This is a genomic window from Streptomyces gardneri (assembly GCF_006539185.1).
GTDB lineage: Bacteria > Actinomycetota > Actinomycetes > Streptomycetales > Streptomycetaceae > Streptomyces > Streptomyces gardneri.
Window position 1 is genome coordinate 24,834 of record NZ_BJMN01000029.1, and the last position, 23,823, is coordinate 48,656.

28 protein-coding genes, 1 tRNA gene and 2 pseudogenes are annotated in these 23,823 nt (G+C 68.1%); 21 read left to right on the forward strand and 10 right to left on the reverse strand.

Annotation, left to right across the window (positions count from 1 at the left end; genetic code table 11):
• Window positions 1–13: 13 nt before the first annotated feature.
• On the reverse strand, window positions 14–511 hold the full coding sequence (locus SGA01_RS22245) for a hypothetical protein (protein WP_141298187.1): 498 nt from the start codon (window positions 509–511) through the stop codon (window positions 14–16).
• A 268-nt stretch (window positions 512–779) separates the two neighbouring features.
• Here SGA01_RS22245 and SGA01_RS43125 point away from each other — a divergent pair.
• Window positions 780–1,158 (forward strand): annotated as a pseudogene (locus SGA01_RS43125) (tyrosine-type recombinase/integrase); the annotation flags it as partial.
• A 421-nt stretch (window positions 1,159–1,579) separates the two neighbouring features.
• On the opposite strand, the gene SGA01_RS22255 reads toward SGA01_RS43125, so the two are convergent.
• Both SGA01_RS22255 and SGA01_RS22260 read right to left on the reverse strand, forming a co-directional pair.
• On the reverse strand, window positions 1,580–2,173 hold the full coding sequence (locus tag SGA01_RS22255; RefSeq protein ID WP_141298188.1) for a GntR family transcriptional regulator: 594 nt from the start codon (window positions 2,171–2,173) through the stop codon (window positions 1,580–1,582).
• Window positions 2,174–2,347: 174 nt separating this feature from the next.
• Window positions 2,348–3,103 (reverse strand): GntR family transcriptional regulator, encoded by a 756-nt coding sequence (locus tag SGA01_RS22260; RefSeq protein ID WP_141298189.1) that lies wholly within the window; start codon window positions 3,101–3,103, stop codon window positions 2,348–2,350.
• A 78-nt stretch (window positions 3,104–3,181) separates the two neighbouring features.
• Here SGA01_RS22260 and SGA01_RS42185 point away from each other — a divergent pair, with 78 nt between their 5' ends.
• From SGA01_RS42185 to SGA01_RS22300, 6 genes and pseudogenes are all read left to right on the forward strand, one after another.
• The gene (locus SGA01_RS42185) at window positions 3,182–3,460 is read left to right on the forward strand and encodes a hypothetical protein (RefSeq protein ID WP_141298272.1); all 279 of its coding nucleotides are present in this window, start codon (window positions 3,182–3,184) and stop codon (window positions 3,458–3,460) included.
• 484 nt (window positions 3,461–3,944) lie between these two features.
• A complete protein-coding gene (locus SGA01_RS22280) occupies window positions 3,945–4,169 on the forward strand; it encodes a hypothetical protein (RefSeq protein ID WP_141298191.1) in 225 nt (74 codons plus the stop codon).
• 5 nt (window positions 4,170–4,174) lie between these two features.
• Window positions 4,175–4,846 (forward strand): GntR family transcriptional regulator, encoded by a 672-nt coding sequence (locus SGA01_RS22285; protein WP_229917558.1) that lies wholly within the window; start codon window positions 4,175–4,177, stop codon window positions 4,844–4,846.
• Window positions 4,843–5,187, forward strand: coding sequence for a hypothetical protein (locus SGA01_RS22290; RefSeq protein ID WP_141298193.1), 345 nt, complete (start codon window positions 4,843–4,845; stop codon window positions 5,185–5,187). The genes SGA01_RS22285 and SGA01_RS22290 overlap by 4 nt, the downstream gene beginning before the upstream one ends.
• A 192-nt stretch (window positions 5,188–5,379) precedes the next feature.
• The gene (locus SGA01_RS22295) at window positions 5,380–6,390 is read left to right on the forward strand and encodes an MIP/aquaporin family protein (RefSeq protein ID WP_141298194.1); all 1,011 of its coding nucleotides are present in this window, start codon (window positions 5,380–5,382) and stop codon (window positions 6,388–6,390) included.
• Between the two features lie 34 nt (window positions 6,391–6,424).
• Window positions 6,425–7,238: pseudogene (locus SGA01_RS22300) on the forward strand (IS5 family transposase).
• A gap of 269 nt (window positions 7,239–7,507) precedes the next feature.
• Here SGA01_RS22300 and SGA01_RS22305 read toward each other — a convergent pair.
• From SGA01_RS22305 to SGA01_RS22320, 4 genes are all read right to left on the reverse strand, one after another.
• Complete coding sequence (locus tag SGA01_RS22305) at window positions 7,508–7,966, reverse strand: Pycsar system effector family protein (RefSeq protein ID WP_141298195.1); 459 nt, start codon at window positions 7,964–7,966, stop codon at window positions 7,508–7,510.
• 52 nt (window positions 7,967–8,018) lie between these two features.
• Window positions 8,019–8,927, reverse strand: coding sequence for a hypothetical protein (locus tag SGA01_RS22310; protein ID WP_141298196.1), 909 nt, complete (start codon window positions 8,925–8,927; stop codon window positions 8,019–8,021).
• Between the two features lie 599 nt (window positions 8,928–9,526).
• On the reverse strand, window positions 9,527–9,880 hold the full coding sequence (locus SGA01_RS22315) for a hypothetical protein (protein WP_141298197.1): 354 nt from the start codon (window positions 9,878–9,880) through the stop codon (window positions 9,527–9,529).
• Window positions 9,877–10,347 carry an NUDIX hydrolase gene (locus SGA01_RS22320; protein ID WP_141298198.1) on the reverse strand — a complete coding sequence of 157 codons (471 nt, stop codon included), beginning with the start codon at window positions 10,345–10,347 and terminating at the stop codon, window positions 9,877–9,879. The genes SGA01_RS22315 and SGA01_RS22320 overlap by 4 nt, the downstream gene beginning before the upstream one ends.
• A gap of 60 nt (window positions 10,348–10,407) precedes the next feature.
• On the opposite strand from SGA01_RS22320, the gene SGA01_RS22325 reads away from it, so the two are divergent.
• The 11 genes from SGA01_RS22325 (at window position 10,408) to SGA01_RS22365 (ending at window position 17,504) form a co-directional block, all read left to right on the forward strand.
• Window positions 10,408–11,145, forward strand: coding sequence for a GntR family transcriptional regulator (locus tag SGA01_RS22325; RefSeq protein WP_141298199.1), 738 nt, complete (start codon window positions 10,408–10,410; stop codon window positions 11,143–11,145).
• Between the two features lie 139 nt (window positions 11,146–11,284).
• Window positions 11,285–11,629: an SCO3933 family regulatory protein gene (locus SGA01_RS22330; RefSeq protein WP_141298200.1), complete on the forward strand. Its 345-nt coding sequence runs from the start codon at window positions 11,285–11,287 to the stop codon at window positions 11,627–11,629.
• Between the two features lie 3 nt (window positions 11,630–11,632).
• The gene (locus SGA01_RS22335) at window positions 11,633–12,988 is read left to right on the forward strand and encodes an FtsK/SpoIIIE domain-containing protein (protein ID WP_141298201.1); all 1,356 of its coding nucleotides are present in this window, start codon (window positions 11,633–11,635) and stop codon (window positions 12,986–12,988) included.
• 84 nt (window positions 12,989–13,072) lie between these two features.
• The gene (locus SGA01_RS22340) at window positions 13,073–13,765 is read left to right on the forward strand and encodes a DUF2637 domain-containing protein (protein ID WP_141298202.1); all 693 of its coding nucleotides are present in this window, start codon (window positions 13,073–13,075) and stop codon (window positions 13,763–13,765) included.
• Between the two features lie 15 nt (window positions 13,766–13,780).
• Entirely contained in the window at window positions 13,781–13,957 is a 177-nt protein-coding gene (locus tag SGA01_RS41150) for a hypothetical protein (protein ID WP_167534155.1), read from the forward strand.
• Between the two features lie 3 nt (window positions 13,958–13,960).
• The gene (locus tag SGA01_RS22345; RefSeq protein WP_141298203.1) at window positions 13,961–14,155 is read left to right on the forward strand and encodes a mobile element transfer protein; all 195 of its coding nucleotides are present in this window, start codon (window positions 13,961–13,963) and stop codon (window positions 14,153–14,155) included.
• Window positions 14,156–14,168: 13 nt separating this feature from the next.
• Window positions 14,169–14,324: a hypothetical protein gene (locus SGA01_RS41155; RefSeq protein ID WP_167534156.1), complete on the forward strand. Its 156-nt coding sequence runs from the start codon at window positions 14,169–14,171 to the stop codon at window positions 14,322–14,324.
• 13 nt (window positions 14,325–14,337) lie between these two features.
• On the forward strand, window positions 14,338–14,673 hold the full coding sequence (locus tag SGA01_RS22350; RefSeq protein ID WP_141298204.1) for a SpdD-like protein: 336 nt from the start codon (window positions 14,338–14,340) through the stop codon (window positions 14,671–14,673).
• Between the two features lie 88 nt (window positions 14,674–14,761).
• Window positions 14,762–16,156: a replication initiator protein RepSA gene (gene repSA / locus SGA01_RS22355; RefSeq protein ID WP_371866113.1), complete on the forward strand. Its 1,395-nt coding sequence runs from the start codon at window positions 14,762–14,764 to the stop codon at window positions 16,154–16,156.
• A complete protein-coding gene (locus tag SGA01_RS22360; RefSeq protein WP_141298205.1) occupies window positions 16,153–16,347 on the forward strand; it encodes a helix-turn-helix domain-containing protein in 195 nt (64 codons plus the stop codon). The genes repSA and SGA01_RS22360 overlap by 4 nt, the downstream gene beginning before the upstream one ends.
• The gene (locus SGA01_RS22365) at window positions 16,347–17,504 is read left to right on the forward strand and encodes a tyrosine-type recombinase/integrase (protein ID WP_141298206.1); all 1,158 of its coding nucleotides are present in this window, start codon (window positions 16,347–16,349) and stop codon (window positions 17,502–17,504) included. The genes SGA01_RS22360 and SGA01_RS22365 overlap by 1 nt, the downstream gene beginning before the upstream one ends.
• A gap of 72 nt (window positions 17,505–17,576) precedes the next feature.
• Here SGA01_RS22365 and SGA01_RS22370 read toward each other — a convergent pair.
• Window positions 17,577–17,651: transfer RNA gene (locus tag SGA01_RS22370), tRNA-Val, on the reverse strand.
• Window positions 17,652–17,817: 166 nt separating this feature from the next.
• On the opposite strand from SGA01_RS22370, the gene SGA01_RS22375 reads away from it, so the two are divergent.
• From SGA01_RS22375 to SGA01_RS22385, 3 genes are all read left to right on the forward strand, one after another.
• A complete protein-coding gene (locus SGA01_RS22375; protein WP_141298207.1) occupies window positions 17,818–18,576 on the forward strand; it encodes a DUF4097 family beta strand repeat-containing protein in 759 nt (252 codons plus the stop codon).
• A gap of 129 nt (window positions 18,577–18,705) precedes the next feature.
• Window positions 18,706–20,031 carry a hypothetical protein gene (locus tag SGA01_RS22380; protein ID WP_371866121.1) on the forward strand — a complete coding sequence of 442 codons (1,326 nt, stop codon included), beginning with the start codon at window positions 18,706–18,708 and terminating at the stop codon, window positions 20,029–20,031.
• Between the two features lie 97 nt (window positions 20,032–20,128).
• Complete coding sequence (locus SGA01_RS22385) at window positions 20,129–20,350, forward strand: FmdB family zinc ribbon protein (RefSeq protein WP_141298208.1); 222 nt, start codon at window positions 20,129–20,131, stop codon at window positions 20,348–20,350.
• 23 nt (window positions 20,351–20,373) lie between these two features.
• Here SGA01_RS22385 and SGA01_RS22390 read toward each other — a convergent pair whose 3' ends face one another.
• Window positions 20,374–21,198 (reverse strand): HAD family hydrolase, encoded by an 825-nt coding sequence (locus SGA01_RS22390; protein ID WP_174867430.1) that lies wholly within the window; start codon window positions 21,196–21,198, stop codon window positions 20,374–20,376.
• A 53-nt stretch (window positions 21,199–21,251) separates the two neighbouring features.
• On the reverse strand, window positions 21,252–23,819 hold the full coding sequence (locus SGA01_RS22395; protein ID WP_141298209.1) for a phosphoribosyltransferase: 2,568 nt from the start codon (window positions 23,817–23,819) through the stop codon (window positions 21,252–21,254).
• Window positions 23,820–23,823 lie beyond the last annotated feature (4 nt).

Below are 23,823 nucleotides of genomic sequence, written 5' to 3' on the forward strand. Positions count from 1 at the left end.
CCTCACGGTGCTGCTACGGCTTAGGCGTGCAAGGGCTGCTGGCGATGCACTCCGAGAAGAACGGGTAGACCGTGATGGCGGCCAGGCTGCCTTCGTTGCCGAGGAACCTCGCGCCGCAGCTGGCGGTGTCCTGCCAGCGCTCGACGACGTAGTTGGTCCGCTCGATCTTCGGGGTGGTGTAGCCGTACTTACCCGAGGGCACCTCCATCCAGTTGGTCACCGACACGCCCTTCTCGGTCTTGTTGACGATGTCGCGGGATACCGACGCCTCGACCTTCGCAATTCCCCAGGAGGCGCTGCCGGTCAGTCCGGAGGTCCACTTGGTTTCTTTCGCGGTGGTCGTCGTCATGGCGTAGGTCAGACGAGAAGTACCCCCTCCGCCGCTCTTCTTTCCCGCGGTAGGGCCGATGTCCTCGTAGCCGGACTTGATCCGCACGACCTTGGTCCACACGTCCGGCGGGCAGGCTTCCTCTCCGGGCGTCGTGGCCTGTGCCTGAGGAACGATGAGCATCCCGGCTCCGAGAGCCAGGGCCCCGCCAGGGCGGCCTTACGAGAGATCGATGTCATGAGACTTTCCCCCTTGAGATGTAAGCGGCTGGTCATTCCGCTGCGATCAACACAAACACAACAGCTCTGATGCACCTACGGAGTTGAGGTCGATCTGAGGGAGATACTCTTGAAACAGGCCACCCTGAACGCGCTCCTGTAAACGACCCAAACTGCAGCGAAGCAGCAAGCTCGCCTGGTGTCTCATGCGATGGCATCTGTATGCCTGCTGGCGCTCCGTCCGAAAGCCTGCATGGATGTGCATGCCGCAGCTGCGCCGGCAGCAGCTCCGCCAGGCCGCACAGCGGGGCAGGACAGTGACTACGTCTTCACGACGCGCACCGGCCGCACAGTCGAGCCGATGAACCTCAGCCGTTCGTTCCAGCGCAGCACGGAGACGGCCTGACTCCCCCACATCCGCCTGCACGACGCCCGGCACGGCGCGCGACGCTCCTGTTCGCCGCAGGCGTGCCGGCGCGGGTGGTGATGAAGATCCTGGGACACTCGCAGATCGCGGGGACGATGAACATTTACTCGCACGCTTCTGACGAGCGTCGGAGGGAGGCAATGGGACACATGGACCGGCTGCTCCGACGGCGCCGTTCTGAGTAGGACTGCCGTCAGCCACTACCGTCAAAGGCCCCTCGCCATGATCGGCGAGGGGCCTTTGCACTGGTGGGCGCGGACGGTTTCGAACCGCCGACATCTGCTTTGTAAGCTCGCGCGAACCACGGTCGGCGAGGGTCGGCCCCAGCTCGCGCTCACCGCGAAGGGCCGTGCAGGGCTGCTGTCATCCACCGTCGTTGATGTCAGATTTGGATGTCACCTCGCGCCGGTCCGTGAACGGCCGCCGATAGTCCGAGGCGTCCCCGACCGGGGGGGGTAATCCCTGCCGATTCCATCTCCCCACCCTGGATCCGGACCGGTCCGGACAGGCGATCCACGTACTCCTCGGCCGGCCCCGGTCCGGATAGGCGACGGGGACGACAAAGCCCCCGACGAAAGGATCCAAACGGAGGCCTCATAGGCATGGCTATTCAGCGACGAAGTACCGGGTCCCCGATCCCTCTCCGCGCACGATAACCTGCCCAGCCGCCACCAAATGGCTGATGGCGCGTCGCACGGTCCCCACGCCGACACCGAACCGGGCCACCAGCTCCGTAGCCGTTGGCAGCTTGCTCCCCTTGACCAGCCGCCCGTCTCGGATGTCACCCGCGAGAACGTCAGCGACGGCCTCGTGCATGTGCATGCGCTGGACGTTAAACCGGTCGCCCGTCTCCCGGAAGAACTTGCCATGGCTCGTGTGCGGGCACAGTTTCTCGTCCGGCGCCAACTCGCGAAGCGGGGACGGCGCTCCACCCGCGTTGTAGAGCGGAGCTTTGGTGCGAATGTCCCGCAGCTCAGCGGCAGTTGCTTCTTCGCGGGCCTCGTACCATTTGACCGTTACCCGCGCCGCCAATGGCCACCACGTGGTTGCCGCGAACCGTCGGTGGTCCGCCCACCGCTTCTCAGGGTTGCCGGTGACCCCGACGTAGAGAAGTTGACCTGCCTCGTTGAAGAACCGATAGAGAGCCGTCTTCCCCGGTACGGCCGCAGGAATGACGATTCGGTCGTTCGGTACGCCCACTGTGCGCCTTCTGTCGTGTAGTGCGCTCTGGCCGGACGGCCTCTCGTACCGCTCGGCCTTCTCTCATTTCTCCGGCGGCTGGCTCGTGCGCTCCGAAGCACCCTCGGTGATTCGGTATGCGACGCACCCCGTTCCGCTCAGTTCAGCTGAACTGGAGATCATCCACCATCCCCATCATCGGCTGATGGGAATCTCGTAGACGATCTCGCACAGAGCTGCGGGGACGACGATGTCCGCTGTCTCCACGGGGCGGCCCTGGTCGCTGTAGTACGTCCGCCGGATGTGCGTAACGAGTGCAGCCTTCTGGATCCCGAGCAGCGATCCTTCCTCGACGGTCGCCTGCCGCGGCTCCGGCTGCTCGACGGCATGGCTGACCGTGATGCCGATCTCGGCCATCCGGTTCACGACGCCGGCCCCAGCGTGAGGCCCACCCTCGGGAAGGACAACAAGCGTCCCGCCGGTGAGCTCGTACGGCTCCCAGCTCGTCGACAACTGCACGGGCCGCCCGTCGGCAAGGAACTCGTACGTGGTCCGGACGCACAGCTCGCCCTCACCGATCCCGAGCCGCGCAGCGATCTCCGCTGGCGCGGGAACCTTGGCATCGGTCCGGCTCTCCCAGCCACCGTTCCGCCCCACGGCCTTCATGTCGGCCCGGAACGGCGACCCGTCGGGCTGCTCGCGCGCCGCGGAGCGAACCATCCGCACCCGCTGCCGAGGCTCGGCGACATACGTCCCCGACCCGGCCCGCCCCTCCAACACGCCCTGAGAGATCAACAGCTCCTGGGCGCGGCGGACGACGTTCTCGCCCACACCGCACTCCTGGGCGATCTGGGCCCGCGACGGGAGCCGGTCTCCGGGCGTCCACTCGTGCTCCGCGATCCGCTCCCGAAGGACGTCGGCGATGCGGAGATAAGGCGGCTGCTCAGGCATGTGGAAAATCTAGTCCACTAGCTCTAATATAGTTAACTAGCTTCACTCAAAGTGATCGTCGGTGACGGAGGCTGCCCTGTGCCTGCTCCAGAAGTAAGCGCGGAGGCCATCGCCACCCGGTTGTCCGCCATCGGACTGACCACACGCGTGCTGGACCACGCCAGACACACATCGATCGAAGCGGAGGTACCGGAATCCCTCCCCGCCGAGACATGGCGGGAGGTCCTGGAAGTGGTGGCAAAGGCAGACCGGTTCGGACTCCTCGCCACCAGCCTGGGCGGCCGCACCTTATGGGCCGCCGTACACAAAGCGGTCCCCGCGACGGGCGATGTCCGGGGACCTGGCCATCAGCGATAGGAGCTGATCAGCGTGCTCAACCGTATCCGCCGCGCCATCGCGCGCACCAGAGAGCGGAACGCCCAAAAGCCCCGTCACCGCAGGGTCTTACCGCTCACCCGCCCGACGCTCACCCACCCCACGCCGCCCGACAGACAGACACTGCCCCTCCGACAGCTCCAAGCCCGCGCGGACTTCCTCCCGGGCGAGGAAACAGCCCTCGTCCGCCCGTACGTCCTGGCCAGCGAACAACGCACACGGCAGCGCTCAACGCCCCTCCCGCATCACCTCCTCGCCCACTCCTGCTTCACGCCGGCGGAGGCCCACGGATGACAGGCGTTTCCCAGGTAGCGGCCACCCCCTACCGGTCCAGCCCCTGCCAGATCGGCACGCACCACAAGTGCGCCCATTCCTCCCCGGCAACGGCACCGGTAGGCATCCCCGTCATCTACGAGGCATGCGCCTGCCCCTGCCACACGGCGACCGCCCCACCGGAGGCGACTTCATGAACAGCTCCCCCTCCGGCGGCGCACTCGCTACCCCGGTCGAGATCACCACGACCACCGTGCAGCGCGGCGACGTCATCCAGATCGGCGGCCGGCTCCACCGAGTGACCGACCTCTTCCAACTCCCCCGCGGCGCCAAACGCCTCCGCTTCGAGTCGGGCGAACTCCTGACCATGCACGCCCATACGCGCCTCATCGCCGTACGAGTGCTCAGAAGGTGGTGATCGACGTGCCGTCCCTCCGCCACACCATCGCCGCCGACCTCCGGGCTCAGATCACTACCGGCAGCCTCAAGGCCGGCGAACGACTCCCCTCGGAACCTCGGCTCGCCTCGGACTACAAGGTCAGCACCCCGACCCTGCGCAACGCCCTCGCACTCCTCCAGGCCGAGGGCCTGATCGAGAAGATCCACGGCAAGGGCAACTTCGTCCGCCACCCCCTCCGGAGACTCACGTACGCCGGAGGCCGCCTCACCCCGGACGCAGACCTCCACGTCACGATCCGCACCACCAACCTCCGAGCCCGCGGAGACCTGATCCCTCTACTCAAGGTCCCTTCGCGCACCCCACTGACTGAGTTCCTCTGCCTCACCCACCAGGGAGAGTCCCCGCACAGCCTGGCCCGCATCTACGTCCCGCGCGACCTGGCACCGGCCGAACTGCCTTGGCGCCCAACCGGGCTGGCGGCAACCCAAGAAACGGTCACCGCCCGACTCCCCACCCCAGAGGACGCCTCCACCCTCCGAATCAGCTCGACACAGGCCGTCCTCGCGATCACCCGTGTCTCGTCTGACACCGCCGGCCGCGTGCTCAAGGCTGCCCGCCTGGTCCTCCCTGGCGACCGCGCAAACGCGCTCTTCACCACCCACCACACAAACGAAGAGAGAGGAACGGAAGGATGACAGCCATCAGCGAGCTCCGCCTTCTCCCTTGGTCGGGCCCCGACGGGAAGCCCTGCTACCTGAGCACCGACGACGACAGCAGCCACCTGTCCCGCCTGGCCGACAACACCGAAGCGCTCCAGCTCGGCCTGGCCGACGACCTCATGAGACACGCGTTGGAACTCCTCGACGACGAACAGACGGACGCGGAGGACCTCCGAAACCTGTCCAGGGACCTAGTCGGAGCCCTACGGGACACTCTCCGCGTAGCGTCCAGCCGCGGCCAACGCCTGCCGACCCCGCAACCCTCCGCTCGGGGAGGCGACGACAACCCTCAACTGCCGGCAGCAGCCTTCGGCTAGCGGATGCTGATCCAACCGAAAACAGAAGGCCCCGGAACTACCCCGGGGCCTTCATTCGTAGCTGCGCCTCGCGCACCCAAGCTGGGCCAAACGAAGGTATTGGCGCGACTCGCTGACCAAGGTCTACATCACCCCATGAACTCTGCCTAACATTTCCACCCCTGTGGGTCAAGTTGACACGAAGGAGGCGACATGGGGGAGAAGTCGAATGGCAGCGGAAAGAGGTTCTCGGCCGACGACACCAAGCGAAGGCTCAAGAAGATCCTCGGGATCCTATTCCAGATTACCGTTGCCGCGATTTGTGGATTTGGGGCAGCTTCCCTAATTGACCTGATTGGAAATTACCTTCCCGATACTCCAGGGAATCTCGCCTCGTACATTGTTACCCCTCTGGCGGTAGGTCTAGCCCTGGGGCTCATCGCAGGACTTGCTCAACTGGTAGCCCCCAAGGTGACTTACGAGCTTGAACGACGCGCACGATTGTCCCTCGCTGTCGCGATCTTCGTGGGCACCTTGGCGATTTGCGGCCTAATCTTGACGGGCGTCAGCCGCCTCCTTGTTGGGGCAATTCTGACCGGCGTCGCGGTTTTCAGATTTTGGCCGTCGCGAGTCACGAAGTGGTCAGATCTAAGAGAGAGTCTCAGGTGGCACATTCTGGGTGAAGTTGTTTTCCATTGCCTCGCACTCCTTCTACTAACCCTGGGAATTCTCCTAATGATCTCGTCCGCAGAGTCCGATAAATTGGAACTGGCCCCCCGGATCACCATCAGCCTCAGCCTAGTGCTGGCACTCCTGGTGGCCGTAAATAAATCCTTTGCCCGTGCCAGAAAATTGTGCACCCTCGCCGTGGAGCGACTCTCTTCAGTTATCTACAGAATGGACGATTTGACTAAACGCGCCATCGATCGAAATAGCCTCATCAGCAATAATCCATCGATGAGGGATTCATCTCAAGCGGAAAAGCTGCAAAGGGCACGTGAAGCTATCGACTCCCTGGATATCGTATTTCAAACCAGTCTAAATACTGGGTACCGAAAAGTTGGCGCACCGCTCATGCCCCTCGCAGAGCGTCTAGATATTTACGAGACTTTGCACCTTCTCGCCAACGATGATGCGTCTAATCGGACCGATTGGGGGGATCTCCGTCGTAGACTGGAAGGAATTCGCGGAGTATGCGGTCTATGGATCGATGCGGCAGTCTAAGACGTCGTTTCCTTTGGCGGTTCAGTTCGTTGTGCTGGGCATGAAGAGTCTTGCCGAGCGGCTGGTGCCGTATGAGTTGTGGGAGTTGTTCCGGCGGGTGGTGCCGGACACGACGGTGGTGCGGCCTCAGGGTGGTGGCCGTCGGCGGGCCGGCGACCGCGAGTGTCTGGCCGCGATCGTGTTCGTGGCTACGTCGGGCTGCACGTGGCGGCAGGTGCCGCCGGTGTTCGGCCCGGCCTGGCCGACCGTCTACCGGCGCTTCGCGCGCTGGAGTGCTGACCGGGTCTGGGCCCGGCTCCACCGCGTCGTCCTGGACGAACTCGGCGCCCAGGGAGAGCTGGACTGGTCGCGCTTCGCCATCGATTCGGTAAGTGTCCGGGCCCTCAAAGGGGGCTGCTGACCGGACCGAATCCGACCGACCGTGGCAAGAAGGGATCGAAGATCCACCTCGTCACCGATCGATCGGGCCTGCCGGTCGTGGTCGCGATCTCCGCGGCGAACACCCACGACAGTCTCGCGCTCCAGCCGCTCGTCGCGTCGATACCGCCGATTAGCAGCCGCCGCGGACCACGCCGACGACGGCCCGACAAGCTCCACGGGGACAAAGGCTACGACTATCCCCACCTGCGGCGATGGCTCCGCAGCCGCGGCATCACCCCTCGGATCGCTCGCCGGGGGATCGAGACCTCACAGCGACTTGGACGTCACCGCTGGGTCATCGAGCGGACCATGTCTGGCTCGCCGGTTGCCGCCGGCTCCACCCACGCTACGAACGCAAGCCAGAGCACTTCCTTGGCTTCACGGCCATCGCCACCACCCTCATCAACTACCGACGACTCACCAAGTGAAACGACGTCTTACAAGAGAGGGAGGGCGAACCCTGGCGTGGCCTGCGACTACTCGACCTGGACAGGAACCGACGCTCGCACCACTGACGACCGCAAGTCCCCGTGTTTCCCCGACCGTTCTGGCACAGGTGTGGCACGAAGGTGGGCAAGAGCCTTAGCGCTGGCCCCTCATGGGAGCCGCTCATGCCCGGCTGCCCCTCTCGCCTACATTTCATGCCCCGGTCCCTTCCGGCCACAGCAGGAGAAGCACGCGCCTTCGCGTGACCTGGCTAGTCGAGCACCACCCCCAGCAGAGACCCCGCGAAGAGAAGTGGGACAGCGATGACCGCACACACGATGCCCCGTCGAATGTTCTTATACTTGTCCAACACAGATTTAGCGAGAACGGTAAACTGCTGAATATCGCGATGCGCGATATTCACTCGTGACACCAGATCGACCACGACGGACACCGAGGCGTCATTCTCTACCACATCGCCGAAGTAATGCATTCGACCCGCCTCGCCGGATCCCAAATTAGGGAAGACAGCTCGCGCGAAAGCCCCAAGGGCCAAGATCGCCAGTGCGCAGCCGATCCAGAAAAGAACTTGCCCAAGAACTGGAAAGCAGATCGGGTTAACCTTGGCGCTGGCAAATGCGCCAACCAAAGCCGCCACCGCAACACCCATCGCGGCCAAGAGGAGATTTGCCTTTTGGTCGGCCTTAACCAGCTCCTCACGTGTCTCCACGAGGAGAACCCTACTCAGTGGCGCAGGGTCGCGACTCGCCCCCTCGGACCCACTATCCATTAATACCCCTCCGGATCTGACGTGCATTCAAGTCTCTGAATTTCAGGACCTTCTGATACTGCTCTCGCATTCCAGACATCCTAAATGCGTCCAGATCAGGACGCTTCCAGGATCCCGAGCAGATCTTCTCTGCATAGGCGTCACCGCACTTGTTGCACCACGAGCTACTAAGAAGCAAGCCAGCGCTGTCGGTTTCTGCCACCTTGTCAACGAGCCTATCTTTCCATAGCTCAACCGGGGCGTCGGCGCACTGGCACGAATAGTAGAGGTACTCGTTTCGACGAACCGCCTCAGCGATCGGCTTCGTCACAATCATCTCGTGCGCTATAGCTTGCTGAGAGCACTTGGCTGCATAGTTCACGGCCCGACCAGCCCAGACGGGTGCATTGTGAGCAGTGCCAGAAATCCCGATCTTCTTACCCAGGAGATCGCTGATCGCGCAACCTACCTTGAATCCGGTTTCTGGAGGCTCGTGAGACCACTTCTTTTGAAGCGCTGGCACCAGCACCTGCTCCCCGAATGTCTTAATGGTGATGCCCGCACAGATAGCCCGACTTCGCGAGTATTCCCCAACAAACAGTCCGAATGCCGCATCGCCTTGAATGTCGATGAAATCCGCGCCAAACTCATCCAAAATCACTGCTGCGGGTCGAATCGCAGATTCGTAGATCGACGCCGTGGAAGCTTCCAACCTCCCTTTCCTGAGACTCGTCGATCCTGCAAGGTCAGCAAAAACACAGGAAACTTGCGCGTACTTCCGCCACTTGGGAACGTTGATGTAAAGGTCGGACACATCGATCTCACCCTCGGTGGGCTCCACCTCAGGCATGGCTTTGAGCTGCTCAGCCACGTGCTCATCGAAGGCCAGCATCATTTCGGAAACCTTGGGACGATTAGCCATGTTGCACCCTCCTGACGTCCCAGTATGACCAGTACTTGCATGCCCGTCCGGCATTTGACGAGTTGCGCCAGAACCGGCACCGAGCCGATCGCGAGGCTCTGAGACTTCGTTCAAGTGGCCCAGCGCTGAGCTGGCGCCGTGATGGGTCACTCGAGCGGCGGCCTTGCCCACCACTCACCCCAACTCCCATCCCGTCTGCCGTCGACCCACACACCGTGGAGCAGGCGCGGTGCCGGGCGTCCAGGTGGAGCGCCCAACTGGACGAACGACCTGGACGCCCGGTGCCGTGTCTGCTCGGCTCTGCCTGGGTCGACGGCAGACGGGATGGGAGTCCCCACCGCCACACCCCACCGGCCGGCACCCGCGTACGGCCCCCGCCCATCCTGGTGCTTGTTGTGCCCCCGCCGGAGGCATCGTCTTGAGCCGCACTCGCGGACTGCCTCGGCCGCGTCGTGGTTCGCCACCCATCAACCCGAGCTGTCAGGCGTGCGGGCCGGCGGCCGGGTTGGAGCGGGGCGTAGACAGGAGCGCAGGCCCGGGCGGCGGGCCGCGCGCGCCGCGCTGTGCGCGGCGGGTGCCTTGATGAAGTAGAGAAAGTCTTACCGCGCTTCTGGGCTTCGCTCCGCCTTGAACTCGCTCAGCAGGTCGAAGAACAGGTCGATGCCTGCCCTGCCGCTTGCTTCCGCGGCCTTCGTGATCTCTATCCCCCACCCGAAGGGGCTGGCGTAGGCATAGCCAAGTCGCGGCCACAGCCACTCGGTGAACGGACCCTGAGGCTCGAAGTCCATCATCGCCTGGGGACCGTGGATCTCGGATGCGACTCGGTAGCCGTACAGGATCGCCTGGAGCTCCACGAGGGAACCGCCGCGTACGAACATCCCTGGCCGCATGCGGACCTGGTCCAGGAAGTCATAGACGTCGCGCCACTCGCTGACGGGCTTCGCTCCGGTCATGCGGACGTGCCCAAAAGGTGCCGGCCGTCGTGGCTTCGGACGTGGGGGCCGTTGCCGTCGACTGCGTCCAGGAGGCGGATCGCGTAGACCTCGGACATCCGGTCCTCGATCTCTGCCGGCGTTAGCCAGTCGACCGCGGTCGACTCGTCCGACGTGCGCTCGGTGCCGCCGGACGGCTTGCATCGGAAGACCAGGGCGACGATGCCTCGCGTCGTGTTTTTGTAGACGCCCGTCAGCTCATCCACCTCGACGTGGATACCGGTCTCCTCCAGGACCTCGCGGGCGACGCCGGCCTCGGGAGTCTCGGTGAGTTCTAGGACTCCGCCCGGGAGTTCCCACGTTCCGTTGTCCGCTCGGCGGATCGCGAGGAGGCGCCCGTCGTCGCGGACCACTGCTCCCGCCACCGACACGGAGTGCAGTGGCGTTGACTGGGGTTCGCGGGCGCTGTTACTCATGTACAGGAGCATAGGAGAGTGGGTAGGACTGTGGGAACTCCAGCAGGAGCTGGTAGGGCCGTACCTCGGTACGTGCAGATCGCGGACGAGATCGTCCAGCAGATCCGTGCAGGTGTCCTCAAGGCCGGCGACATGGTTCCGAGTGAGTCGGAGCTCGTCGAGCGGTACGGGGTAGCTGGGGGGACGATCCGGAAGGCCATGGTCGAGGTACGGGCTAGTGGGCTCGTGGACACTCGGCACGGTAAGGGTTCGATCGTTAAGGACCGGCCTCCTGTGCGACTGCGGTCTTCGGATCGCTTCCGCGCTTCGCATCGGCGGGGCGGCAAGGCCGCGTACCTCGCCGAGTCCGCGCAGTCTGGTGCCACCGCCAAAGTGAGCGTGCTTTACATCGGGCCCATGGAAGCGCCGGCGGACATCGCCGAGCGGCTCGGTGTCGACGCAGGTACGCAGGTGCTTGCGCGGCGGCGTCTCTACTTCCGGAACGGGACTCCCGTCGAGACGGCCTCGTCATACCTGCCCTGGGATGTCGTCAAGGACATCCCTGAGTTGTTTGCCGAGAACCCTGGGCCTGGCGGCATCTACGCCCGGCTTGAAGACCACGGCCACTCCTTCGTCGAGTTCGTGGAGACCCTCCAGGCTCGGCCGGCCGCGAAGGCTGAGGCCTCGGAGCTGGCTCTGAGTCCTGGCGCCCCCGTGATTCATCTGCTGCGCGACGCGGTGACCAAGAAGGGTCGTGTCGTGGAGGTCTGCGACACCCTCATGGCCGCTGACCAGTTCGTCTTCCAGTACCGGATCCCCGCCACCGACTGACGCTCTCTCAACTCCCCACAACCCGCTGCGGTTTCCTCTTCGTAGCGGGTTGACTCATGTACAGGAGTCAGGCACTCTTCTTCATGTCACTCATATACATGAGTGACGGAGTTCATCATCTATAGAGGAGTGATCCACTGTGCGTCAGATCCCCGTCGACACGTCCGCCGCGATGGTGATGGTGGCCCAGCCCCCGACCCCGAAGATCGCGAACCGGCAGACCGGTGAGGTCGCCACCGATCGCGAGACCGGCGCGACGCTGATGACGGTCGACGTCATGTTCGCGATGGACGGCAACGCCGAGATCCTGAACCTGACCGTGCCCCAGAGCGGCATCTCCGGCGAGTTGGCGATGGGTACCCCCGTCGCACTGACCGGGGTCGTCGCCCGGCCGTGGGAGAACGAGTTCAACGGTCAGAAGCGCCACGGGATCAGCTTCCGTGCGGTCGCCGTCACCTCGCTCGTCGCCGCGAAGGCGGCCTGACCCATGACCGCCTTATGGGTCTCGCTCGCTCTGGTCGCCTCGGTCGCGCTGCTTCTGCGGTGGCAGCGTCCGGCCTGGTACTGGATGACCTTCGGCATCCTCTTCGCGCTCGTGCGGGTCCTCGGTCGATACGCCTCCGTGATGGACGCGTGCGGGCTGACCGTTCCTCCCTCCCGTTGGCGCCTGACGCTGGCCCGGATGACCAGGCGACCCGTTCCGGAGGCTCGGGCCCCGCGGATTCTGCGGCTTCGGCCGACGCGGACGGGACTGGTCCTGCGAGTGAAACTTCGTCCCGGTCAGGATGCGTTCGACTTTTCTGCCGCGTCGGACCGGCTGCGGCACTCGTTCGTCATGCGGAACGTCACCACCCGGGAGATCCGCTCCGGTGTCGTCGAGCTGCGGATGACCGGTTACGACGTTCTCAAGCGCGTTCAGATGCCCGCTCTACCTGATGGTGGGGGGATGCGGGTTCCTGTGGCCATTCGCGAGGACGGAGAGGTCTACTACCGCGACTACCGGCAGATCCCGCACGCGCTGAATGTCGGCGCCACTCAGTCCGGTAAGTCCGTCTATCAGCGCAACCTCGTCGCCGGTCTTGCCGCTCTTGATGTCGCTCTGGTCGGGATCGACTGCAAGCAGGGAGTCGAACTTGCCCCGCTTGCCCGTCGGTTCACTGCCCTGGCTGACAATCCCGACACCGCCGTCGACCTTCTTGACGCGCTCGTCGGGCATATGGAGGACGTCTATCAGCTCATCCGGCGCGAACAGCGGCTGAGCGCGGATATCCCGGACGCGGAGATCACCGCCGACATCTGGGACCTGCCCGATCGCCTCCGCCCCACGCCGATCGTGCTCATGGTCGATGAGGTCGCCGAACTCGCCCTGTTCGCCACGAAGGATGAGGAGAAGCGACGAGACCGGATCATCACGTCCCTCGTTCGTCTCTCTCAGCTCGGCCGCGCCGCCGGTATCTACCTGGAGATCTGCGGGCAGCGCTTCGGCTCCGAGCTCGGCAAGGGCATCACCATGCTTCGCGCCCAGCTCACCGGCCGTACCGCCCATCGCGTCAACGACGAGACCAGCGCCAACATGGCCTTCGGCGACGTTGCCCCGGACGCCGTCCTCGCCACCATCCAGATCCCCACCGATCGACCCGGGACCGCCGTCGTCGGCGACTCCTCCGGCGGCTGGGTCCGGATCCGCACCCCGCACCTCACTCTGCGGCGGGCCGTGAACACCTGCAACGCCCACGCCCACCGCACCCCGGAGATCCCCGCGCTGGACGCCTTCCGGCCCGTCCTGCCGCCCCTGGCCAAGACCCCGACACCTGCTGCCGGTACGGCCCCCGCGATCGCCTGACGCACCTCGTCCCTCGGTCGGCGTGACCGTCTCACGCCGTGTCCCTACCCCTCCCATGCCCGAATCCGGAAGGAGGACCCCGCCGTGAACTCGACACTGCGACCGGACGCCGTTCTCGTACAGGCCGCGATCGCCGGTGCCCTGTCCTTCGCCCACCTTCACGACCTCGCCGAAGCGGCCGGCCAGACCGGATGGAAGGCGTGGGCCTACCCCGTCTCCGTCGACCTGCTCCTTGTCGCCGCCTGGCGTCGTCTGCGCATCCTCCGGGCCGCCGGCGACTCAGCCCGGTCCGCTTGGACCTGGTTCACCGTCGCCTTGACCGCGTCCCTCGGCGCGAACATCGCCACCGCTGGGCTCCTCGACCTCGCCCACGTGCCCGACTGGCTGCGCATTCTCGTCGCCGGATGGCCCGCGCTCGCCTTCCTCGGCGGCACCCTCCTCGTCCACTCCCCTGCCGGACAAACGGCCACCGCGGGGCCTTCAAGACCGGACGCCGAGGAGCCTCCCGCAGTGGAAGCGGTCATCGAGCGCGATGACACCGCCGAGACCGCTCCCGTACCGGCTCTTCCCGTTGTCGAGCCTGAGCCGGTCCCGGTGCCAGAGGCAGATCCCGTCCCCGCCCCTGTGGCCGTACCGCCGGCCCTCGTCGCTCACGCCCGGAAGGTCGCCGCCGACCACCGCGCCCGCACCGGCTACCCGATCGACGCCGACACCCTACGTACCCGCCTCGGCGTCCCGCCCCAGATGGCCGCTGCCATCACCGCCCAACTCGCCTGAGAGGGAGATCCGTTCATGCGCGACTCGACCCGGCACGCCTTGGAACGCGCCGCCGAACTGACTCGGAACAACCGTCTAGTGGAGGCCATGACCATCGCCGAGCCGGTGATCATCGCCGCCGACGAGTTCGAGTCGGACGAGATCCGCCGGTGGCTCAACGAGCACGCCGACGACTTCACCAAGGAGGTCTGAGCGATGTCCCCTCGCGACCACTTCCACTCCGTGATGCGGATCGGCCCCGTGCAGATCGGCACCCACCGCGACCGCCACGGTCGCACCAAGTACGCCGCCGTCTGCACCGCCGACCGCTGCGGCTGGTCCTCCGACTACTCCAGCTCCTCCGCCGCCCAGCTCGCCGCCCGCACCCACCGCTGCCGCATCACCGACTGAACGGAGTACGCCCATGGACGTCCCGCTCTGGCTCGCCCTGGTCGTCGTCGGCGCCCTCGGCATCAAGCTCATCCGCCCGCCCTGGTGGCTCGTCGTCGTGATCCTCCTCGGCGGCTACCTCCTCGCCGACAGCTTTCTCACGCCGGTCATCGACCCGATCGCCAAGTAGGGAGACACCCGCCATGTTCCGACCTCGCATCCCGGTCAACCCGCTCCCGACCGGCCTCGCCACCCCGCTCGTCCGGCCGACCACCACGACGTCCGACATCGAGCCGACGGCCTGCCACCACAACGACGCCCCGGCGCCCGTCCCGGCCACGCCCCACATCCAGGCTCCGGCCGTTCGCCTCACCCCGGCCGGTCTCGTGACCGTCGTCGCCGGTAGCGCCGGACTCGTCCTGATCGTCGGCACGGTCCTGGTCTCGATGCTCCTCGCCGTCGCCGTCAGCGCCGCCTCGATCGCCGTCTGCGCCGTCGTCCTGCGCTCGCTGCTCAACGGTCAGCACAAGCGCCGTTAGTCGGGCTCCCGGGCGGCTCAACCGCCAAGTCTCCGCCGCCCGGGAGCCCCGCCCCTGTCCAGTCCAGAGAACCAGAAGGCACCCGCCCATGATGACCGACCGCAACCACGTACCGGGCCTGGACCCGGCCACCCTGAGCGACATGCTCCGGGTCGCCGGTTCCCCCGGATTCGACCGCTGGCGCGAGCAGATCCACCGCACCGGCGGTTGCTCCCACCCCATCCACCTCACCGGTTGGACCCACACCCGGGACAAGACCACCGGCGAGACCGTCCACCACTACTCCACCGGAACCGAGCCGGACGGACGCCTCCGCATCGCCTGCGGCAACCGCCGGGCCTCCCGTTGCCCCGCCTGCGCCTGGACCTACGCCGGCGACACTTACCACCTCATCCGCGCTGGCCTCGCCGGAGACGACCGCCGAGACATCCCCGCCACCGTCCGCGACCACCCGCGGGTCTTCCTCACCCTCACCGCGCCGTCGTTCGGGGCCGTCCACAACCGCCCCGGCACCCGCCCCTGCCGCTGCGGCGCCCGCCACCCCGAGGACGCCGCCGAACTGGGCACCCCGCTCGAACCCGACTCGTACGACTACGCCGGCGCCGTGCTCTTCAACAACCACGCCGGACAACTCTGGCAGCGTTTCGCGACCCGCCTCCGCCGGGAGGTCGCCGCCTACGCCGGGCTCTCCCAGCGGGCGCTGAAAGACGTCCTCCGGCTCTCGTACGGGAAGGTGGCCGAGTTCCAGAAGCGGGGCGCCGTCCACTTCCACGCCGTGATCCGGCTCGACGGACCCGACGGACCGGGCACCCCGCCCCCGTCCTGGGCCACCACGGAACTCCTCACCCGAGCCATTCAGGCCGCCGCGGCCCACGCGTACACGACCGTCACCGTCCCTGCCGCCGGCGGTCAGCCGCTACGCCTCCTCCGCTGGGGCACCCAGCTCGACATCCGACCCGTCAAAGCCTTCGGCGACGGCTCCGACATCACCGAACAGGCCGTCGCCTCCTACATCGCCAAGTACGCCACCAAAGCCGCCGAGACCACCGGCAGCCTCGACCGGCGCATCGGCAACCGTGAGGCCCTGGTCCTCCTCGGCGTCCCCGACCACACCCGTCGCCTCGTCGAAGCCTGCTTCGACCTCGACCCGCTCTACCCCGACCGCCGACTCCTCGCCTGGGCCCACATGCTCGGCTTCCGCGGCCACTTCTCCACCAAGTCCCGCCAGTACTCCACCACCCTGAGCGAACTCCGCCAGACCCGCGCCGACTACCGCGCCACCCAGGAACGCACCGCCCGCGGCCTGGACGACATCGAGCCGGACACCGTCCTCGTCCTCACCTCCTGGGCCTACGCCGGTCAGGGCCACTCCCCCGGCGAGGCCGCCCTCGCCGCCTCCATCGCCCGGGACATCCAGCTCAACCGCGAGACCGCCCGCGAGGCCCTGCGCGACCAACTGGCCCTGGAAGGAGCCGCAACATGACCACCGCTATCGCCACCGCCGAGCTGCTGACCGTGCCCGAAGTCATGGCACGGCTCAAGCTCGGTCGCTCCACGGTCTACGACCTCATCCGCTCGCGCCGCCTGACGTCCATCACCATCGGGCGGGCTCGGCGCGTCCCCGCCGACTCCGTACGGGACTTCATCAACCACGAGATCGAGGAGGCCGCCTGATGGCCGCGCCGCGAAAGCCCAAGCGCAACCCCAACGGCTCCGGCACCGTCACCAAGCGCACGGACGGGCGCTACCAGGCCGCCGTCTACGTCCTCCAGCCGGACGGCACCCGCGCCCGCAAGTTCGTGTACGGCAAGACCTGGGCCGCGTGCGACGCCAAGCGCCGGGCGCTGCTGGAAAAGGTCGACAACGGCATTCCGGTCCCCACCCGGTCCATGAAGCTCGCCGAGTGGTTGCCGTACTGGCTCGACAACATCGTCAAGCCCCGCCGCAAGCGGACCACCGCCGCCAAGTACGAAGTGCACGTCCGGCTGTACCTCGTCCCGATGATCGGCTCCAAGCGGCTTGAGTCCCTCAGCGTCGCCGACGTACGACGGTTCCTAGTCGAGTTGGAGAGGAAGAGCAGCGCCGCCACGGCAAAGGAGTCGCATCGCGTCCTGCGTACCGCTCTCACCGCCGCCTGCCGCGAGGAGCTCGTCCCGCGCAACGTCGCGACCCTCGTCGAGCCGCCGACGGTGGCGGATCGGGACCTGGACCCCTGGTCGCTCGATGAGACGCTCGACTTCCTCGCCGCCGCCCGGAAGGACCCGCTGTACGCCGCGTTCGTGCTCGCCATCGCGCTCGGGTTCCGCCGCGGCGAAATCGTCGGCCTCCGCTGGGAGAACGTCGACCTCGACAGGCGGGAGATCCGGGTCAGGACGCAGCGTCAGCGGGTCGGTGGCGAGGTGTACGAGGACGATCCCAAGGGGCGCCGCCGGAAGCAGACGCTTCCCTTGCCCGGGATCTGCGTCGCGCCCCTTCGATGGCAGCGCCTCAAGCAGGCCGCTGCCCGCGAGCTCGCCAGGGAGAACTGGGAAGAGACCGGGTACGTCTTCACCACACGTACGGGACGGCCGATCGAGCCGCGCAACCTCTACCGCTCGTTCACCCGCGTCGCGAAGAACGCCGGCCTCCGCGTCATCCGACTCCACGACGCCCGGCACGGGACGGCAACTCTCCTCACCGCCGCCGGCGTCCCGCCCCGCGTCGTCATGGAGATCCTCGGGCACAGCCAGATCGCTGTCACGATGAACGTCTACGCCCACGTCGTCCAGGACACCCAACGCGACGCCATCAGCCACATGGACCGGCTGCTCAGGAGGCGTCCCCGGTCGTGAGTGACCGCACCCGTTGATGTCAAAAGTAGATGTCAAAGGCCCCTCGCCATGATCGGCGAGGGGCCTTTGCACTGGTGGGCGCGGACGGTTTCGAACCGCCGACATCTGCTTTGTAAGAGCAGCGCTCTACCCCTGAGCTACGCACCCGTGGAAGAGACAACAGCGTACATGGCCGATGGGTGGGGGCCGAATCCGAAGGGTTCGGTAGGGGGGTAGCCCCACCCCGGGACGGTGGGTCGCCGGATCGTGACGGGGGGTGGGGGGCTCGTACCTTCGACGGAACGACGTTTTCTTCTGGGGGTTCGAGATCGCCATGAACGCACGCCACCCGCTCCTCGCCACCGGCGGGGTCCTCGTCGCTCTGTTCGCGCTCGGTGCCTGTGGGACCGCCGATGCCGGAGCGGCGCCGGTCGAGAAGAAGACCTTCGCGTTCGACGGGGACACGCTCGTCGTCGACTCCGACGACTCCGCGCTCGTCCTCACGCCCGCCGACGTCGACGACGTGCTCGTCGAGCGGCAGGTCGACGGATGGGTGGTCATGGGGTCCGGGCCCGACACCACCTGGAAGCTGGAGGGCGGGCGGCTCACGCTGCGGGTGGACTGTGACGCCGTCGCCTCCCACTGCGAGGCCGTGCACCGCATCAAGGTCCCGCGCGACGTCGCCGTCACCGTCGAGAACAAGGACGGCGACATCACGGCGGAGGGCTTCGCCACGCCCCTCAAGGTGCGTTCCGACGACGGTGACGTCAGGGTCGCCGGGAGCACCGGGGACGTCGATCTCGGCAGCAAGGACGGCGACCTGGCCGTCGACGGCGACACCCGCGCGCCGAAGGTCCTCGCCCGTTCCGACGACGGCGACGTGCAGCTGACCCTCGGAGCAGTGCCCCGCAGCGTCGAGGTCCTCACCAAGGACGGCGACGTCTCCGTCACCGTGCCCACGGCCGAGTACGACGCCACCGCCTCCACCGCCGACGGCGACGTCAACCTCGACGTCCCCCGCCGCGCCGGCGGCGAGCACTCCCTGAACGTCCGCACCGACGACGGCGACATCTCCGTCCGAACGGCGAACTGACCGGCCCGTGTGTTCGTCCTTACCGGGTGGGAGAATGAACCGGACCGGTGACGGCGGACACAGCACGGGGAGAGGTACGTGGCGGCGAGCGACGGCAGGACAACCCCTGGGGGCAGTGCGACGCCCAGGATTCCGTCCACGGTCCGGCTGGCCCTCGCGCTGCCGCTGCTGGTCGCGGCGCTGCTGCCGCAGGCCTTCGCCGGCGGCGGTACGCGTCGCTGGTTCGGCGGGCGCGGGGAAGGTCAGCGGGCCGAGGCCCAGGCCGCCAAGGACGCCGCCGCGGCCGCCTTCTACGAGCTCGACACCGCCCAGCGCGGGCTGCGGATCTCCATCGAGACGATCACCGCCGTGGACAGCTCCGCCGATGCCCGCCGCGCCGTCGAGGGCTTCGAGGCCCTCGGGCGTCGGATCGACGAGGTCAGTCACGGCTACATCACCGCCGTCGACGCCCACGACCTCGACCGCGACGAGCTCGACGCGGCGACCGCGAACCGCGCCCGCGCCGAGCTGACCCGCGCCAAGGACGAGCTGGACGTGGTGAAGGGCGAGCTCGACCGGTTCGAGCAGGGCCTCGGGCCGCTCCTCGACCGCGCCGAGACCCAGCTCGCCCGGCTCGCCCCCGCCGTCGAGCGGGCCCGTCAGGCGCTGCGCGGCGCGAGCGGCGCCCTCGACGCCGTACGGGACGGGGGGCTGCGCGCCGACGACCTCGCGCTGCGGCTCGCCCAGCTCGGGCCCGAACTGACCCGGCTCAACGAAGGCGCCGGACGGCACGGCGTCCCCGAGACCCTCCAGCGCGCCGACCGCGTCCTGCGGGACGCCGAGGCCGTACGCGCCGAGGCCGAGCGGCTGCCGCAGCTCGCCGCCGAGATCGACCGGCGGCTCGTCTCCCTCCGTACCCGCACCGAGGCGCTGACCACCCGTTCCGAGGGCGTCGAGCCGGTCCTCTCGGAACTGCGGCGGCGGTTCTCCGCGGCCTGCTGGCAGGACCTCCAGCACGTGCCCGAGCAGGCCGCCGGCACGCTCCGGCAGGCCGAGGAGCGGCTCGCCGAGGCCGCCAAGGCCCGCGAGGAGCAGCACTGGCCCGACGCGACCTCCCGGCTCTCCACCGTCCGCGCGCTCCTCGACTCGACCGACGAGGCCGTGTCGGCCGCCGGGGAGCGGCTGCGCCGCCTGGACGCCGTCGCGAAGGACCCGAAGGCGGAGACCGACCGCGCGCGGTTCGCGGTACGGGACGCCCAGCGGCTGGCGATGGCGGGGCGCAACACCCCCGACCCGCGGCACGCCCGCCCCCTCGACCAGGCCGTGGCCCGGCTCGACCGCGCGGTCGGCACGCTGGAGGGCCGTCACCCGGACTACTGGCACTTCCTGACCGAGCTGGAGGGCGTCCGTACCGACGCCGCCCGTGTCGTCGAGCAGATTCGAGAGGATCGGGGCACCGCCGCCGCCGGGCATTGAGCCTGGGGAGGGGGAAGGGGGAGGGAAAGAGGCTAGGAGGAGTGGGGTCCGTCTTGCGTCACTGACTTCCGCGGGCCTCCGCCGTTAGCCTGTCCCCATGCCTCGTTACGAATTCCGCTGCCGCACCTGCGGCGACACCTTCGAGCTCAGCCGTCCCATGGCCGAGTCCTCCGCCCCGGCCTCCTGCCCCGCCGGGCACGACGACACCGTGAAGCTGCTCTCGGCCGTGGCCGTCGGCGGCAGCAGCACCGCCGCCCCCGCGCAGGGCGCGGGCGGTGGTGGTGGCGGTGGCTGCTGCGGTGGGGGCTGCTGCGGCTGAGCCGTCGCGCCCTCGGCGGGGTCCTACCTCGCCGCCGCCGCGCGGAAGCGGCGGAGGATCTCCTCCCCCGCCGCGACGCCGCGTTCCGCGAGGACGTCGAGATGGGGCGCGGTCCACTCGGTCTCGGCGAGTTCGCCATGGCCGGGGCGCCACGCCCGGTCCGCGGCCATCAGCAGGTCGGCGTCGAGCAGCGAGTCCCCCGCCGCCAGGGTGAGCGTGGCGCCGATGCGGCGGGCGACCTCGCGGACGGCCGCGCTCTTGGTGAGCGGCTTCGGCACCGCGTACACCTTGCGGCCCTGGAGCGACACGGTCCAGCCGCGCTCCCCCGCCCACTCGCCGAAGCGGCGCAGCCACTCCTCGGGGAGCCGCTCGCGCTCGACGACGAGGTAGGCGAAGAGGTCCTCGGCCACCCGGTGCTTGCGGACCCACGACAGGTCCGTGGTGGCGGTGAGGTAGGCGCGGATCTCGGAGAGCGGCGCGCACTCCTCGACCAGCCGGTTCACCACCTTCGCGTGCCATTCGCGGTCGGAGACGCCGTCGACGAGGATGTGCCCGCCGTTCGCGCAGATCGCGTACTTCGGTGTGGCGCCCGGGAGTTGGATGCGCTGGTACTGCTTGCGCGTCCGCGTCGTGGTGGGCACGAAGACGGTCTCGCCGGCCAGCCGCTCAAGGAGGCCGGCCGCGTCCTCGGTCATGTAGGAGAGCGGCTTCGACTCGTGGACCTCGACGCAGAGGAGCCGGGGCGCCTGGGCGTCGGGCATGCCGAGGGCGAGGGCCGCACTGGAGTAGATGAGGGTGCGGTCGAGGTCGCTCGCGACCAGGGTCGTGCTCGGCGTCGCACTTGGCAGTGTGGTCGGCTGCGTACTGGGCGTCTCGCTCGGCTGGGTGTTCAGCGGCGTGCTCACTGGGACACCACCGCCTTGCCGTCGGCGCCTGTCGCACCTCTTGTGTACTGAGGGTGGATCAGACCGACGCAGGTGTACGGGAGTTCGTCGACGAACTCGACGGGCACACCGCGCTGCTCGGCGAGCAGGCGGACATGCGCGAGGTCCGCGTCGGCGCCCCGCTTCGCGAGGATCTTCCAGGGGACGCGGCGCAGCAGGACGCGGGTGGTCTCGCCGACTCCGGGCTTGACCAGGTTGACGTCGTGGATGCCGTACTCCTCGCTGATCCGCTCGACGGCGGCCCAGCCCTCCCAGGTGGGGGTGCGGTCGGCGGCGAGGAGTTCCTTGACGTCCACGTCGACGGTCTCGGCGACCTCGTCGAAACGGGCGGCGACGGCGTCGAGGAAGGCGCCGGAGACATCGGATCCGGCCAGCTCGCGGTAGAACTTGGCGCCGTGGAAGTCGTTCGGTCCGACGAGGTCGGAGCGGAGCACGGTGCGGGATATCAGCCCGGATACCGTGGAGTTGAGGCACGCGGAGGGGATGAGGAAGTCCTCGCGGGTGCCGTAGGTGCGGACGCAGGAGCCGGGGTCGGCGAGGACCGCGATCTCCGGATCGAAGCCCGATATCCCCTCGGCCGCCTCGAACTCCTTTATCGCGTCGGCGAGTTCGCGGGTGATGGCGCCCTTGCCGGTCCAGCCGTCGACGAACACGACGTCGGCGGGGTCGTGGTGGGCGGCGAGCCAGCGCAGCGCGTTGGCGTCGATGCCGCGGCCGCGCACGATGGAGACGGCATAGTGCGGGAGGTCGAGGCCGTGGCGGGCCTTCGCCCAGCGGCGCATGAGGACGCCGACGGGGGTGCCGGCCCGGGCGAGCGAGACCAGGACGGGGCCGCGGCTCTGGGGGTCCCTCCCGTGCCGTCCACGGCGCAGGGGGAGCTCGGCGAGGACGGTCTCGGTGACGGTGCCGACCGCGCGGGCCATCCGGGCGGCGGAGCTGTCCAGGGCGGAGTGGAAGAGTTCCTGATAGCGGGCGCTGGGCTGGTACTCGACGGGGAGCGATTCGGCGTAGTGCGCTCCGCCGCTCTGGATGGCTTCCTCGCGTTCCTCGGTGGGCGCCTCCAGCTCGACGCCCGAGAGGTCCTGGAGCAGCCAGCCGACCTCCTCTGGCGCGTACGAGGAGAAGGCGGGGCCGCGGAGGGGCTCGGGCAGCATGGAGCTCCTTTCGGGAGCTTCGGAGACCGTGGGCGTGGACGAGGTGACGGCCGGCTCGTACGCGGGGACGACCGCGAGCACGACGCGCGGGACGTGCGCGGAGAGCTGGGCGAGCAGGCCGTCCGGGGCGTGCAGTTCCGGGGTGTCGGCGGCGGAGTCGACGACGAGGACGACGGTGTCGAAGCCCGCGCCCGCCACGTTGTACGCGTAGCGCTCGCCGGGGCCGTCGGCCGGGTCGTCGTGGGCCGGGAAGACGATCCGGGTGCGTATCGCGTACCCGGGGTCGTCGACCGCGAGGACGGGCGAGCGGGTGGTGGTGGAGTAGCGGACGTCGTGCCCGGCGTCCTCCAGGGCGCCGGCGAGGCGCAGCGGCGCGTACATCAGCTCCTCGAAGCCGAGTACGAGGACGCGGTCGCCGGTCCCGGGCCGCCCGCCGGCCCCAGGGCGCTCCCCCGCGGCGGGCCGCCCGTCGGCCCCGGGGCGGGTCTCGGTGCCCGTGTCGTGCAGGGCCTCCGCGATCCTGGCCGCCAGGGCGGGCAGGGCCTCCTCGAGGTGTTCCCGGTGCTCGGGCGTGAAGCCGTGCCGTCCGCCGTCGGGCAGGCCCTCGGGCCAGCCGAGCGCCACCCGTACAGGGGCCGGCGTCCCGTCGACGGCCGCCGGGGCGGCGTGCGCGGTCTCGTGCTCCGCCACCAGCTCCCGGCCCTTCTCAAGAACGCCCTCCGGGAGGCGTACGGTCCCGGCCGCGGCGGAGATCAGGTCGACGCGGGCGCCTATCTCCTCCGCGAAGGCGTCCAGGCGGCCGAGGTCGGCGCCGGAGCGCATGTCGACGAGGGCCACGACGACGTACCGTTCGCGCGGGTAGCGGGCGTGCAGGTCCCTGATCGTGTTGAGGACGGTGTTGCCGGTGGAGAACTCGTCGTCGACGAGGACGAGCGGCCCGCCGCCGGCGAGGAGCTTCGGGTCCTCGGGCAGCAGGAGGTGCGAGGTCGCGTGCGAGTGGGACTCCTCGAAGCCGCCCGCGCGGGCGACCCCGGCCACCGGCCGCCTGGTGGAGTGGAGGTATGGGGCGAGGCCGAGGCCGTCGGCCACGGCGTGGCCCAGGGCGGTGGCGGTCTCCGCGTAGCCGAGGACGACCGAGCGCGCCGCCTCCTCGTCGCCGAGGAGCTCGCGGACGCGCACGCCGAGGCCGAGGCCGGAGCCGTACACGACGGAGGGCCGCTGCGGCACGTGCTTGCCGAGCACGCTGGAGACGAGCAGGTGCGCCCGTTTGGGGTTACGACGCAGTGCGAGGCCCAACAGGGCCGGTAGCTCCTCGCCGCCGATCAGTTCGACGCCCAGTCGCTCCGCGACCCACGTTCCGGTCCACACCACGTCG

What these genes read in the sequence shown, in the direction of transcription:
- SGA01_RS22260 (WP_141298189.1), bottom strand. Translation starts at nt 3,103, where the DNA reads ATGCCTGAGCAGCCGCCTTATCTCCGCATCGCCGACGTCCTTCGGGAG.
- repSA (WP_371866113.1), top strand. Translation starts at nt 14,762, where the DNA reads ATGATGACCGACCGCAACCACGTACCGGGCCTGGACCCGGCCACCCTG.
- SGA01_RS22245 (WP_141298187.1), bottom strand. Translation starts at nt 511, where the DNA reads ATGCTCATCGTTCCTCAGGCACAGGCCACGACGCCCGGAGAGGAAGCC.
- SGA01_RS22320 (WP_141298198.1), bottom strand. Translation starts at nt 10,347, where the DNA reads ATGCTCCTGTACATGAGTAACAGCGCCCGCGAACCCCAGTCAACGCCA.
- SGA01_RS22335 (WP_141298201.1), top strand. Translation starts at nt 11,633, where the DNA reads ATGACCGCCTTATGGGTCTCGCTCGCTCTGGTCGCCTCGGTCGCGCTG.
- SGA01_RS22385 (WP_141298208.1), top strand. Translation starts at nt 20,129, where the DNA reads ATGCCTCGTTACGAATTCCGCTGCCGCACCTGCGGCGACACCTTCGAG.
- SGA01_RS41150 (WP_167534155.1), top strand. Translation starts at nt 13,781, where the DNA reads ATGCGCGACTCGACCCGGCACGCCTTGGAACGCGCCGCCGAACTGACT.
- SGA01_RS22345 (WP_141298203.1), top strand. Translation starts at nt 13,961, where the DNA reads ATGTCCCCTCGCGACCACTTCCACTCCGTGATGCGGATCGGCCCCGTG.
- SGA01_RS22310 (WP_141298196.1), bottom strand. Translation starts at nt 8,927, where the DNA reads ATGGCTAATCGTCCCAAGGTTTCCGAAATGATGCTGGCCTTCGATGAG.
- SGA01_RS22280 (WP_141298191.1), top strand. Translation starts at nt 3,945, where the DNA reads ATGAACAGCTCCCCCTCCGGCGGCGCACTCGCTACCCCGGTCGAGATC.
- SGA01_RS22295 (WP_141298194.1), top strand. Translation starts at nt 5,380, where the DNA reads ATGGGGGAGAAGTCGAATGGCAGCGGAAAGAGGTTCTCGGCCGACGAC.
- SGA01_RS22350 (WP_141298204.1), top strand. Translation starts at nt 14,338, where the DNA reads ATGTTCCGACCTCGCATCCCGGTCAACCCGCTCCCGACCGGCCTCGCC.
- SGA01_RS22290 (WP_141298193.1), top strand. Translation starts at nt 4,843, where the DNA reads ATGACAGCCATCAGCGAGCTCCGCCTTCTCCCTTGGTCGGGCCCCGAC.
- SGA01_RS22360 (WP_141298205.1), top strand. Translation starts at nt 16,153, where the DNA reads ATGACCACCGCTATCGCCACCGCCGAGCTGCTGACCGTGCCCGAAGTC.
- SGA01_RS22365 (WP_141298206.1), top strand. Translation starts at nt 16,347, where the DNA reads ATGGCCGCGCCGCGAAAGCCCAAGCGCAACCCCAACGGCTCCGGCACC.
- SGA01_RS22315 (WP_141298197.1), bottom strand. Translation starts at nt 9,880, where the DNA reads ATGACCGGAGCGAAGCCCGTCAGCGAGTGGCGCGACGTCTATGACTTC.
- SGA01_RS41155 (WP_167534156.1), top strand. Translation starts at nt 14,169, where the DNA reads ATGGACGTCCCGCTCTGGCTCGCCCTGGTCGTCGTCGGCGCCCTCGGC.
- SGA01_RS22375 (WP_141298207.1), top strand. Translation starts at nt 17,818, where the DNA reads ATGAACGCACGCCACCCGCTCCTCGCCACCGGCGGGGTCCTCGTCGCT.